Raw genomic sequence first — 12,137 nt, forward strand, 5'->3', positions numbered from 1 at the left:
TGCCAGATGGGGGTGGGCGGGGTGCCGTTGACGGACCAGTCGCCGACGATGCGGGCCTTGTAGACCCAGGGGTTGTGGGAGGCGACGGTGCGGGCGTTCCGCCAGTGCCGGTCGAGTCCCGCCGCGCGGCTGACGGCGGAGGCGCCCAGCGTGTCGAAGAGGCGGGTCGCCGCGACCGGGACCGCCTGGCTCAGCGCGATCTGCGCCTGCGCCGACGCGATCTCGGCGCGCACGTTCGCCGCCACGTCCTCCGCCGAGTCGCGGTCCGCGGCGGTCGCGGCGGCCGCGTCCAGCGCCTCCGCCACCGACCGCACCAGCGCGCGGGCGGTGAACGCGGTCGCGGAGATCTCCCCGATGACCGCCTGCAGCTGCCCGTCGTCCTTCGCCAGCGGCGCGAGGCCGTGGCTGTACACGCGGGTGCGGGCGCGCAGGGCGGCCCCGGCCTCCCGCTCCACAGCCTGCGCGATGCCCGCCAGCACCGACACCAGCGTCCACTGGTACAGCGCGGTCTGGTACCGGAAGCGGTCCTCGAACCGGTACACGTGCGACGGCTCGACGACCGCGTCGTCGAAGACCGCCGTCCCGGTGCCGGTCAGCTGCTGCCCGAACCCGTCCCAGTCGTCCGACACCGTCACGCCCGGCTGGTCGACGCGCACCAGCACGGTGACGGCGTTGCCGTCCTCGTCGGTCGCGGTCGCGTCCATCCAGTCGGCGTAGAGGCTGCCCGTCGTGTAGAACTTGCGCCCGGTCACGCGCACCCCGTCGGGAGTGCTCCGCACGCGGGTCCCCGAGTCGCCGAGCGCGACCGGCCCGGTCTCGCTCCAGGCGTTGCCGACCACCTCACCGGCGGCGAACCGGGCGAGCCAGGCGTCGCGGTCGGCCGACGAGGGTGCGGCGAGCCGGTCCTCCACGAACGCCAGGTGCCCCCGGAAGATCTGCGGCAGGTTGGAGTCGGCCGCCGCCAGCTCGACGAGCACCTCGCCGAGTTCGGCGAACGTCAGGCCCGAGCCGCCCGCCGCGACGGGGAGGCGCAGGGCCGCGAACCCGGCAGCGGCCAGCTCGCGCACGATCCCGTCCGGCCGCTCGTGCTCGCGCTCCCGACGGGGCGCGTCGGCGGCGATCCGCTCGAGGATCGGGGCGAGCCGCGCGCGGACCTCCGCGAGCCCGCGGGGAGGCGCGACGGCATCGGTCACAGCGGCATCGGTCGCAGCGGTATCGGTCACAGCGGTTCCGGTCACGGCGCCCTCCTCAGGTGTAGAGCGAGATCGGCTGCAGGTCGCCGTTGACGTAGTACGCGCCGACCTCCAGCTTCTTGTAGTCGACGGGGTCGTGGAGGGTGTGCGTGCGCACGTTCCGCCACCACAGGTCGAGTCCGACGGAGGCCTTCGCCGAGCTGGAGCCGGTGACCTCGAACACGCGCGTGGTCACCTCCACCGACACCTCGGTCGAGACGACCTTGAGCCGGGCGATCCGCTGGGCCAGCACGCCGCGGTCCTCCGCCGTGACCTCGGCGCCCTTCGCCACGACGGCGTCGAACTCACGGCCGACCGCGTCGGCGAGTGCCTCCACGGCCTCCACCTTCGACAGCAGCTCGCCGAACACGCGCAGGACGAACGGGTCCTCCGCGTAGCGGTCGACGCCCGAGAGGAACCACGAGTTGTTGCGCGCCAGCGTCAGCTCGCGCGCCTTGGCGAGCGCGCCCTGCGCGATGCCGAGGTAGAGGTTGCCGAACGCGAGCTGGATGCCCGGCGTGATGAGCGTCGAGAACGGCTCGTCGCTCAGCTCGCCCAGGATGTCGTCGGCCGCCACCGCGACGCCCTCGAACGTGACGGAGCCGCTGGCCGAGAGCCGCTGGCCCAGCGCGTCCCAGTCGCCGTGGTAGCGGATGCCCGCGCGGTCGTGGTCGAGCAGCACGAAGACCGGGCGCCCGTCGAGCGGGCCCCCGGAGACGGTCGCGGAGGCGAGCACGACATCGCCGACCGAGGCGCCGGTCGAGAACCGCTTGGTGCCGTCGAGCCGGTAGGAGCCGTCGTCGAGCGCGGTGAGCGTCAGGTCGGGGTCGACCGGGTTGACCGAGTCGCCCCACACCCAGCGCCCGGCGACCGTCCGCCGGTACAGCTCCGGCTGCCGCGCCGGGTCGACGGCGAAGCCGATGTTGCCCGAGTTGATGTAGTGGTACGCCAGCACCTGGGCGACGGAGGCGTCGGCGCGCGACAGCGCGCGGATCACGCGGAACGCGGTCTCCCAGTGCGCTCCTCCACCGCCGAACTCCGCCGGGTCGAGCAGGTTCACGAGCCCGGCCTCGCGCAGCAGCACCAGCTCGCGGTGCGGGTCGAGGTTGGCGCGGTCGCGCTCGAGCGCGTCGACGGCCAGGGTCTCGGCGGCCTCGGCGGCCACTCCCTCCCACCGGCTCAGCTCCTCCGGCGTGGCCTGGCCGGTCCAGAAACTGCGGGTCATGCTGCTCCTTCGGTGACGCGCGCGCGGGCGTCCGCGGCGCTCGGTTGGTCGGTGTACGCGCCGCGGTAGGCGTGCGCGGGATGCCAGCTCGGCACGACAGCGTCGCCCGTGCCGGTGAGGCGGCCGCGGAGGGTGTCGCCCGGCTGCTCGTCGAGGCGGCCGCGGGCGGTCAGCTCGGGCACGACCAGCTCCACGAACTCCTCGAAGCTGCCCGGCGTCACCACGTAGGCGAGGTTGAAGCCGTCCACGCCGCCGACCTCGACCCAGCGCTCGAGCTCGTCCGCGACGGTCGCCGGGCTGCCGACGATCACGGGGCCGATGCCGCCGATGCCGACGTACTCGGCGATGTCGCGGGCGGTCCACTGCCGGGTGGGGTCGGCGATGGTGAAGATGGAGAGCGCCGAGCGGGCGGCGTCCGTGTCGATGTACTCCAGCGGCTCGTCGAGCGGCAGCTGCGAGAGGTCGAGGCCGGACCAGCCGCCGTAGAGCGCCAGAGCGCCCTCGGTCGAGACGTAGGTGCGGTACTCGTCGAGCTTCGCCTGCGCCTCCTCGTCGGTCGGTGCGACGATCACCGTCACCAAGGTGAGGATCTTGACGCTGTCGCGCGGCCGGCCGAGGCGCTCGGCGCGGTCGCGGATGTCGTCGGTGACCTTCCTGGTCAGCTCGGGCTGCAGCCCGTTGATGAAGATCGCCTCGCCGTGCCTGGCGGCGAACTCCCGGCCGCGCGGCGACGCGCCCGCCTGGAAGATCACCGGCGTGCGCTGCGGGCTCGGCTCGCTGAGGTGGATGCCGGGGACGCGGAAGAACGCACCGTCGTGCTCGATCGGGTGCACCTTCGCCGGGTCGGTGAAGACGCCGGTCTCGCGGTCGCGGACCACCGCGCCGTCCTCCCACGACCCCTCCCACAGCTTGTAGGTCACGTCGAGGAACTCCTCGGCGATCCCGTACCGGTCGTCGTGGCCGATCTGCCGGTCGAGGCCGAGGTTGCGCGCGGCGGAGTCGAGGTACGACGTGACGACGTTCCAGCCGATCCGGCCCTTCGTCAGGTGGTCGAGCGTCGAGAACCGGCGGGCGAGGAGGTACGGCTGCTCGTACGTCGTCGCGACCGTCACACCGAACCCGAGCCGCTCGGTGACGGCGGCCATCGCGCTGATCTGCCCGATCGGGTCGTTCAGCGGCACCTGGTCCGCGTCGATGAGCGGGGGAGCGGCGGAGTCGCGGTACACGTCGTAGATGCCGAGCACGTCGGCGAGGAAGAGCGCGTCGAACCCGCCGCGCTCCAGCGTCTGCGCCAGCGACGTCCAGTAGTCCAGGTCGGTGTAGCGGTGCGCCTGGTTGTCGGGGTGGCGCCACAGTCCGGGCGCCTGGTGGGTCACGCAGCTCATGTCGAACGCGTTGAGGATGATCCGGTCGGCCATAGTCGGGCGACTCTAGCGGCGAAGCGGGGAGGGGGGCCAGCGCGTGTGACGCTCCGTTGCGCCAGCGTCGCACAGCGTCACATTCGCTTGCCCACCCGCCCCGGTCGCCCGTACAGTCCCGACCCACACCGCAGCACACCCGAACCCCCGATACCCAGAGAGAGCAGCACCCTCATGACCTCACGACGACGCCTCACCGCGACGGTCGCCGCGCTGGCCGCGACCGCCCTCGCGCTGACCGGCTGCGCGACCGGCTCGGACGCCTCCACCGCCTCCGGCTCCGGCGACAAGAAGTTCGCCGGCCAGACCCTCACGGTCGAGATGATCTCGTCGCACGAGGGCGCGGCGAAGTGGCTGGCCGCCGAGTTCAAGAAGGAGACCGGCGCGACGATCAAGACCGTCATCGTGCCCTACGACGAGATCGGCTCCAAGATCGCGCTCGACCAGCAGTCGGGCGCCAACACGATCGACGCCGCCGCGCCCTGGTACGTCTCGCTCGGCGATCTCGCCGCGGACGGCGCGATCCAGGACCTCTCCTCCTGGATCGAGGACGACAAGGCGCTCGACACCTCCGACTTCATCCCGTCGATCTACGACGCGTACAGCAAGGTCGGCGACAAGCGCTACGGCCTCCCGTTCGACGGCGACACCCACGTGCTCTTCTACAACAAGGAGATCCTGGCGCGGAACGGCATCGCGAACCCCCCGAAGACCTGGGACGAGTACCTCGCCGACGTGAAGACGATCACGGCCAACGAGTCGGCGAACGGCGTCTACGGCGCCGCCGTCTTCGGCCAGAAGTCGCCGCTCATCCTCGGCGCCAGCTACGCCAACCGGCTCGCGGGCTTCGGCGGCGAGTTCCTCGACAAGAGCGGCAAGCCGGCCCTCGACTCCGAGGCCGCCGTGGAGGCGGCGCAGGCCCTCGTCGACGTGAACAAGTACGCGCTCCCCACCCCGGCCGAGACCGACTTCGGCGCGGGCAACAGCGCCTGGTTCGCAGGCAAGGTCGGCTTCATCGAGAACTGGACCGACCTCGGCGTCCGCTCGCAGGACCCGTCGAGCGACTCCACCGTCGCCGACAAGTGGGGCGTCGTCACCCTCCCGGTCGGCGGCTCGAACACCACCCCGCGCGCGTCGCTCGTCGCCGGCTTCACCTGGGTGATCACCGCGAACACCAAGAAGGCCGACCTCGCGAAGGCGTTCATCCAGTTCGCCACCTCGTCCGAGACGAACGCCAAGCTGCTCGTCGCCTCCCCGCCCACCGGCATCGACCCGAACCGCAAGAGCTCGCTCGAGGACGCCACCTACGGCAAGGACTTCCCCGAGATCCAGAAGGTCAACGAGACCACCCTGCAGGGCACCCTCGCCTGGCCGACCGGCGAGCACGCCACGGAGCTGGCGCAGGTGCTGACCGACGGGCTCGCCAAGCTGCTCGCCGGCGAAGGCGGCACCGCGAAGCAGACGATGGACGCCATCCAGAAGAAGTGGGAGAGCATCCTGAAGTGACCGAGGTCTCCCTCGCCGCCGCCGCCCCCCCCCCCGCCCCGCCCACCCCGGCCCGCGCCCGGCGGCCCGGCGGCGCCAGGCAGCGCCCGAGCCATGTAACCCCCCCCCGGCGCCCCCCCCCCCGCCCCGCCCCCCCCCCCCCCCCCCCCCCCCCCCCCCCCCGCCCCCCCCCCCCCCCGGGGCCGCGGCCGGGGGCCCCGGGGCGGCGCCTGGCTGCGCCGGAGCATGGTCACGCCGACCGTGCTCGCCACGGTGGTGCTCGGCGCCTACCCGCTCGTCTTCATCCTGCTGACCGCGTTCTCGGAGTCGTCGCTCGGGCGGCCGTTCCAGGGCTGGGTCGGCGGGGCCAACGTCGCGGAGGTGCTGACCGACGCGGACGTGACGGCCTCCCTCGTGCGCAACACGGTCTACGCGCTCGTCGTGACCGTCGCGAGCGTCACGCTCGGCGTCGTGACCGCGCTCGCCCTGCGCGCGGCGACCAGCAGGGGCTCGCTCGTGCGCACCCTCCTGCTGCTGCCGCTCATCACCCCGCCCGTGATCGTCGGCGTGCTGTGGAAGCTGATCTTCAATCCCTCCGGCGGGCTGCTCAACACCCTGCTGGGGCTGGTGGGATACGCGGGGGAGCCCGTGGCCGTGCTCTCGAACCCCGCGTGGGCGCTCGTCGGCATCGGCGTCGCCGACGTGTGGGAGTGGACGCCCCTGGTCGCCCTGCTGGTGTTCGCCGCCCTGCTCGGCCAGGACCGCGAGGTGGCCGAGGCGGCCGCGCTCGACGGCGCGCACGGCTTCCGCTTCTTCCGCAGCATCACGCTGCCCGCCATCGCCGGGACGGTCGCGGCGGCGTTCCTCATCCGGCTGGTGCTCGCCTTCAAGGTGTTCGACCTCGTGTTCGTGCTGACCTCGGGAGGTCCCGGCACGTCCACGAGCGTGCCCGCCTACCTGATCTATCAGGCCGCGCTGCAGCAGTTCGACCTGGGACGCGCCTCCGCCATCACCCTGCTCCTCGCCGTCGTCGTCACCGTCGTGACGCTGCCGGTCATCCTCATCGCCCGGAGGCTTCACCGTGACTGACCGTCTGCTCGCCGGAGCCGGCGCCGGCACCCGCACCGGTTCCGCCGCCGGCACCCGAGCCGGCTCGCGCGCCGGCTCGCGCCCCCGCCGGCCGGCCGCCGCGATCGTCGTGCTCGCCCTCGTGCTCGCCGGCACGCTCGTCCCGATCGCGTACCTGCTGTCGGTGTCGCTCATGTCGCGGGCCGACGTCGGCGCCGGGCTGCTCGTGCCCGCGCATCCGCAGCCGCAGAACTGGGCGAACGCCGCGTCGGGCGGGCTGCTGCAGGGCATCCTCAACTCGCTGATCGCGGCGCTCGCCGGGGCGGCGATCACGCTGCTCTTCGCCGTTCCGGCCGCCTGGGCGATCACGCGCTACCGGACGGGAGGCCGCACCCTCGCCGCGACCGTGCTGAGCCCGTGGCTGCTGCCGCCGATCGTCGCGGTCATCCCGCTGTTCACGCTGCTGCGGTCCTTCTCGCTCAACAACACGCTGCTCGGCCTGACGCTCGTCTACGGGCTCGCGAACGTCGCGGTCGCGGTGTGGCTGCTCGAAGGCTTCACCCGCCGCATCCCGGTCGAGCTCGACGAGGCGGCGCAGCTGGACGGCGCGGGAGGCTACCGCGTGCTGTTCTCGATCGTCACGCCGCTGCTCGTCCCGGCGCTCGTGGCCATCGGCATCATCGTCGCGGTGCTGAACTACAACGAGTTCCTGCTGGCCGCGTTCCTCACGCAGTCGCCGGACGCTCAGACGCTGCCGGTCGTCCTCACCCTGATGCTGGGGGAGCGGATCACCGACTACGGCAAGCTGGCCGCCGCGTCCGTCATCGGCCTCATCCCGGTCTTCGCCGCCGCCGCGTTCTTCCAGCGCCGCCTGGTCGCGGGCCTGACGGCCGGCTCCTCCCGCTGAGTCGTGACATGATGTCGCGTCTCGGCGCGGAAACCCGCATCGAGGCACGGCTCGACCGCGGTGTCCCCCGAGCGGGGAGGGGATCAGCCGTACCACGCACACGCCGGCTGTCGACGGATCACTAGCGTGATCCCGTCCCGGAGCGCGTGCCCCCGCCGCCGCACCGGGCGCTCCCGACTGCCCGACACCCGGTGCTGCCGCACCGCCCTGCCCGAACCGAGGCTTCTTTGCGCCCGAAATCCGACGTATGCTCAGCCGTCCCCGCCCGCCCGTCGCTCCCGTCGCTCACCCGCCGTGCGCTGCGCCGCACCGTCGCCACCGGCGCCGCCGTGCTCGGCGTGGCCGCCCTCGCGCTGACCGGGGCCACCGCCTCCTTCGCCGACCCGACACCGGCGCAGACGACCTTCGTCAACGAGGGCTTCACCGGCACCACCGCGGGCAGCGGCTACACGCTGCCGAGCGCGGCGCCCGGCTCGTTCGTCACGAACAGCGCGTGCCTCACCGCCCGCACCTCGACCGCCCCGACGGCCGCCGACCCCATCCCGGGCTGCGGAGGCGCGGCCGACAGCGACGGCAACGGCGCCCTCCGCCTCACCTCGGCCACCCTCAACATGACCGGCGGCGTCGGCTCGAAGCAGTCCGTGCCGATCACCAAGGGCATCGACGCCATCTTCGACAGCTACCAGTACAACGGCGTCAGCGACGGCACCGGCACCGCGGACGGCATCGTCTTCTACTTGGCGGCCACCGACCCGTACAACCCGGCCGTGCCGACCCAGATCGGCCAGCTCGGCGGGTCGCTCGGCTACAGCGGCACGAAGACGGCGAGCGGCCTCGCGCACGCCTACCTCGGCCTGGGCCTCGACCGGTACGGCAACTTCAACCACCCGAACTTCGGCGGCAACGGCTGCGCGGCCGACGCGAGCCGCCCGCGCTACGCGAACAACGTCACCGTCCGCGGCCCGGGCGACGGCACGACGGGCTACTGCGTCGTCACCTCGACCGCCGGCGCCGCGCTCAGCGGCTCGCTCAGCGCGACCGGTGTCACCAACCGCTCGCAGGCGAAGGTGCCGGTCGAGATCGTCATCAACCCGACCTCCAGCCCGCTCCAGGCGCAGCGCGCGACCGACGTCACGGTCAACGGCGGCCAGTTCGCGGTCATCTTCACCCCGATCGGTGGCACGCGCCAGACGCTGGTCGGCACCCTCCCGAAGCTGAACCCGGCGGCGAACCAGGCCAATATCCCGAGCTCGTGGATCGACCCGGCCACGCAATACCCGTACAAGCTCACGTACGGCTGGGTCGCCGGCACCGGCGGCGCGTCGGACGTGCACGAGGTCAACTATCTCGAGGCGAAGACGGCGGCCGGCCCGGTCCCCGTGCTCTCCGCGACGGCGGGAGGCGCCACCGAGGTCGCCCACGGCGGGAGCGGCCTCTACACGGTCGCCCCGACCGTGACGAGCGCGGGAGGCACGGAGTCGCAGCTCGTGCGCGCCACGACCACCTTCCCCACCGGTTTCACCCCGTCCGCGGCCACGCCGTCGACCGGCTGGAGCTGCACGGTCAGCGGGCAGGTCGCGACCTGCGATTACGCGGTCGACTCCGCCTCCCCGGTGCAGCCGGGAACGGCGCTCCCCGAGCTGGCGGTCCCGTACACCGTGTCGGGCACCGCTCGCACCGCGACGATCTCGTCGGTCGTCGCCTCGACGGATGCCGAGGCGGTCACGGCCTCCTCCTCCGTCACCGTGCTGAAGCAGCCGGTGAGCCTCACCACGAGCAGCGCGAGTGCGGACCTCGGCGCCACGGCGACCTTCACCGCCACCGTCGCATCGACCGCGACGGACGCGCCCACCGCGCCGACGGGCACCGTCACGTTCACCGACACGACCACCGGCGACGAGCTCTGCACGGCGACGGTCGACCCCTCGGGCGTCGCGACCTGCACGGCGGTGGCGCCCGGGCCGATCGGCACGCACGGCGTGCTGGCCGGGTACAGCGGAGACGCGGACCACCTCGCGATCGCCGGAGCCGACCGCGTGTCGTCGACGTTCGCGGTCACCAAGGTCTCGACGACGGTCGCGCTGGCCATCGCCCCGGCCGAGGTCGCGTACGGCACGCCAGCGACGCTGTCCGCGAGCGGACTGCCGGCCGGCGCGACGGGGACGCTCACCTTCGCCAGCGGTGGCACCACGCTGTGCACGGCCGAGCTCCCGGCCACCGACTGCTCCACGTCCACCTCTCTCGCGGCCGGCACCTACCCGGTGACGGTGGCCTACTCGGGCGACGACACCTACCAGGCGGCCACCTCGGTGGCGGCGACGCTCACGGTCCGTAAGGCGGCGACGCCGATCGGCACCCCGGCGAGCCCCGGCAACGGCGGCAACCCCGGCAACGGAGGCACCCCCGGCAACGGGGGCAACCCGGGCAACGGCGGCGACCCGGAGGTCATCACCGGCACGCACGGCCAGCCGACCGACGTTCCGGTCCCGGCGCTCCCGAAGGACGCCTCCGGAACCGTCTCGCTCGTGACCGACGATGGGAAGGTGCTCTGCACGGCGACCCTCCCGGCGACGACCTGCACCATTCCGGGGGACCTGCCCGGCGGCACGTACACGGTCCGCGCCGTCTACAGCGGCGACGACAACTACGAGGCCGCGACCGGCGACGCGTTCACCGTCGTCGTGGCCGCCCAGGCGACCACGATCGTCGCGCACCAGACGACCGCGAAGAACGGCACCGCGACCCTGCGGGTCAGCGGCCTCCCGGCGGGCGCGACCGGAACGGTCACCTTCCGCGACGCGGACGGCACCGAGCTGTGCACCGTGACGCTGCCCGACGAGTCGTGCACCACGACCGCGCTCGCTGCCGGCGAGCACGTCATCACCGCCTCCTACAGCGGGGATGCGTCGTTCGCCGCCTCCACCTCGCAGGTGACGGTGACCGTGGAGGCCGCCCCGGCTCCTCCGGTCGTCACCCCGACGCCGAGCCCGACGCCGGACGCGCCGACGCCGGCCGCGACCCCGCCGGCCACCGCCTCCGGCCTCGCGCACACCGGCTCGGACGTCGCGACCGGCGGCATCGCCCTGGTGGCCCTGGCGCTGCTCGCCGGCGGCGCCGTGCTGCTGGTGCAGCTCCGCCGCCGCCGCGCGTAGCCCCGGCTTGCGCGCCCCGCGCCCGCGCGCCCCGCGCCCCGCGCCGAGTCGTGACCTCATGTCACGTCTCGGCGCGAGGCGCGACATCATGTCACGAGTCGGCGGGGAGTGGGATACTCACGACATGACCGACACATCCACCGAGCGCGCCGCCTTCTACGACGGCATCGCAGCGGAGTTCCGCCAGCACTACACGCGCGGGCCGCGGTTCGTCGCGGTCACCGGCGTCCCTGCCGCGGACCCGGCGTCGGCGGCCGACGACCTCGCGGCGGCGCTGCGCGCGGCAGGCGACACCGTCGAGCGCGCGAGCGTGACCGCCGGCACCGACCCCGACGCGTTCCGGCAGGAGGTCGTGGTGCCGTTCCGTGCGCGCCAGGGCGTCCTGATCGTCGACGGCCCCGGCCTGCTGGAGCCCGCCTTCCGCGGCTTCTTCAACTTCTCGCTGTGGGTCGAGCACGACCCGGAGCGCAGCCCGGACTGGTCGTTCGTGGCGACCGGCCGCAAGGACCCGCTCGGCGCACCGCGCGAGGTCGCCTCCGTCCTGCTGGACGACGCCGACCCCGCGCGGCCGCGGCGGCTGTTCGCCGACTCCTGCTGAGAGCCGACTCCTGCTGAGAGCCGGCTCCTGCTGAGAGCGGCGGTGCGGCGCGGAGCCTACGCGCGCGGCCGGTCGAAGCGCGCGCCCGCGGGGTTCGACGGGAGCAGCGTGAGGATCAGCACGATGATGCCGCCGACGAGCGGGATGAAGCCGAGGAAGAAGAACGGCCCGGCGAAGTTGCCGTCGTGCAGCCGGCGCCAGACGATCGCCAGGTGCGGCACGATCGTGGCGAGGAGCCACGCCAGCAGCACCAGCCCGACGATCCAGAAGAGCGGGCCGGGCGTGGAACGGCCGTCCGCGTCGATGCTCGCTCCGATCGAGCCGATCCCCAGGGCGAGCACCTCGCCGACGAGGAGGGTGATGACGTAGAACAGCGTCCACCACCAGTACTCGGAGCGGCTCGCCCGACCCGTGAAGTCGGCGTACTTCTGGAAGAACCGCTTGATCGCGGCGCCGAACGAGGCGCCGTAGAGCGGGGCCCACAGCGGCACGGGGCCGGCGGGTGCGTAGCCTCCGGCGCCGGGCGCGGGAGGGGCGGGGTACTGGGCGGACGGGTACTGGTCGGACATGCGGTCAGTCAAGCGCATCCGCGCATCCCGTGCAGTCACTGTGACGCGGCGTGTCCGTCACGGCGCGTCACCGCTGGGCCGGCCTGTTCGCGGCTCCGAGGCGGCTCAGAGCTGCCTAGACGCGACTCAGACCCGGGAGGAGCGCCCGCGCCGCCGCATCAGCCCGCGCATCCGCGTCCACAGCCCGCGCCGCTGCGGCCGCACGTGCACGCACGCGCTCGCCATCGTGGGCGGGTCGGCGGCGAGGTCGTGGAGGTTGTTGCGGCCGGTGCCGTCCCAGTTGGCGAACAGGAAGTCGCCGCCGAGGCCCGACATGGTCGTGATGCGGATGCGGTGCCAGCTGTCGTGACCGGTCACGTACTGGACCGTCCCGCGCTCGATGTCGGCGACGGCGGCGGCCGCGTCGACGGCGCCCTCGGACGTGATCAAGGTGCTGACCGATCCGAGGTGGTCGCGGACGACGAAGTGGACGCGCAGTTCTCT

General features: G+C 73.2%; 10 protein-coding genes. 5 read left to right on the forward strand and 5 right to left on the reverse strand.

What is annotated here, in order from left to right:
- The 3 genes from ACR9ZG_RS05360 to ACR9ZG_RS05370 all read right to left on the reverse strand — a co-directional run.
- Window positions 1–1,238 (reverse strand): acyl-CoA dehydrogenase family protein (locus tag ACR9ZG_RS05360; protein WP_481283790.1); only part of this gene is annotated, 1,238 nt, incomplete at its 3' end.
- A 10-nt stretch (window positions 1,239–1,248) separates the two neighbouring features.
- The gene (locus ACR9ZG_RS05365; protein WP_481283791.1) at window positions 1,249–2,457 is read right to left on the reverse strand and encodes an acyl-CoA dehydrogenase family protein; all 1,209 of its coding nucleotides are present in this window, start codon (window positions 2,455–2,457) and stop codon (window positions 1,249–1,251) included.
- On the reverse strand, window positions 2,454–3,875 hold the full coding sequence (locus ACR9ZG_RS05370) for an LLM class flavin-dependent oxidoreductase (RefSeq protein ID WP_481283792.1): 1,422 nt from the start codon (window positions 3,873–3,875) through the stop codon (window positions 2,454–2,456). The genes ACR9ZG_RS05365 and ACR9ZG_RS05370 overlap by 4 nt, the downstream gene beginning before the upstream one ends.
- A 174-nt stretch (window positions 3,876–4,049) precedes the next feature.
- Between ACR9ZG_RS05370 and ACR9ZG_RS05375 the strand changes: the two genes are divergently transcribed.
- The 5 genes from ACR9ZG_RS05375 to ACR9ZG_RS05395 all read left to right on the forward strand — a co-directional run bounded on the left by ACR9ZG_RS05375 (window position 4,050) and on the right by ACR9ZG_RS05395 (window position 11,085).
- The gene (locus ACR9ZG_RS05375; protein WP_481283793.1) at window positions 4,050–5,381 is read left to right on the forward strand and encodes an ABC transporter substrate-binding protein; all 1,332 of its coding nucleotides are present in this window, start codon (window positions 4,050–4,052) and stop codon (window positions 5,379–5,381) included.
- A gap of 225 nt (window positions 5,382–5,606) precedes the next feature.
- Window positions 5,607–6,449, forward strand: coding sequence for a carbohydrate ABC transporter permease (locus ACR9ZG_RS05380; protein ID WP_481283794.1), 843 nt, complete (start codon window positions 5,607–5,609; stop codon window positions 6,447–6,449).
- Window positions 6,442–7,335 carry a carbohydrate ABC transporter permease gene (locus ACR9ZG_RS05385; protein WP_481283795.1) on the forward strand — a complete coding sequence of 298 codons (894 nt, stop codon included), beginning with the start codon at window positions 6,442–6,444 and terminating at the stop codon, window positions 7,333–7,335. The genes ACR9ZG_RS05380 and ACR9ZG_RS05385 overlap by 8 nt, the downstream gene beginning before the upstream one ends.
- 227 nt (window positions 7,336–7,562) lie before the next feature.
- Complete coding sequence (locus tag ACR9ZG_RS05390; RefSeq protein WP_481283796.1) at window positions 7,563–10,487, forward strand: Ig-like domain repeat protein; 2,925 nt, start codon at window positions 7,563–7,565, stop codon at window positions 10,485–10,487.
- A 124-nt stretch (window positions 10,488–10,611) separates the two neighbouring features.
- A complete protein-coding gene (locus ACR9ZG_RS05395) occupies window positions 10,612–11,085 on the forward strand; it encodes a nucleoside/nucleotide kinase family protein (protein WP_481283797.1) in 474 nt (157 codons plus the stop codon).
- A gap of 56 nt (window positions 11,086–11,141) precedes the next feature.
- Here the strand turns inward: ACR9ZG_RS05395 and ACR9ZG_RS05400 are convergent, their stop codons facing one another.
- Both ACR9ZG_RS05400 and ACR9ZG_RS05405 read right to left on the reverse strand, forming a co-directional pair.
- Window positions 11,142–11,654 (reverse strand): DUF805 domain-containing protein, encoded by a 513-nt coding sequence (locus ACR9ZG_RS05400; RefSeq protein ID WP_481283798.1) that lies wholly within the window; start codon window positions 11,652–11,654, stop codon window positions 11,142–11,144.
- A 126-nt stretch (window positions 11,655–11,780) separates the two neighbouring features.
- Complete coding sequence (locus ACR9ZG_RS05405; RefSeq protein ID WP_481283799.1) at window positions 11,781–12,083, reverse strand: hypothetical protein; 303 nt, start codon at window positions 12,081–12,083, stop codon at window positions 11,781–11,783.
- Window positions 12,084–12,137 lie beyond the last annotated feature (54 nt).

Source organism: Leifsonia sp. KNZ12-8B (genome assembly GCF_056755495.1).

Coding starts and splice junctions, on each gene's coding strand:
- ACR9ZG_RS05365 (WP_481283791.1), bottom strand. CDS start 2,457: ATGACCCGCAGTTTCTGGACCGGCCAGGCCACGCCGGAGGAGCTGAGC.
- ACR9ZG_RS05370 (WP_481283792.1), bottom strand. CDS start 3,875: ATGGCCGACCGGATCATCCTCAACGCGTTCGACATGAGCTGCGTGACC.
- ACR9ZG_RS05375 (WP_481283793.1), top strand. CDS start 4,050: ATGACCTCACGACGACGCCTCACCGCGACGGTCGCCGCGCTGGCCGCG.
- ACR9ZG_RS05380 (WP_481283794.1), top strand. CDS start 5,607: ATGGTCACGCCGACCGTGCTCGCCACGGTGGTGCTCGGCGCCTACCCG.
- ACR9ZG_RS05395 (WP_481283797.1), top strand. CDS start 10,612: ATGACCGACACATCCACCGAGCGCGCCGCCTTCTACGACGGCATCGCA.
- ACR9ZG_RS05400 (WP_481283798.1), bottom strand. CDS start 11,654: ATGTCCGACCAGTACCCGTCCGCCCAGTACCCCGCCCCTCCCGCGCCC.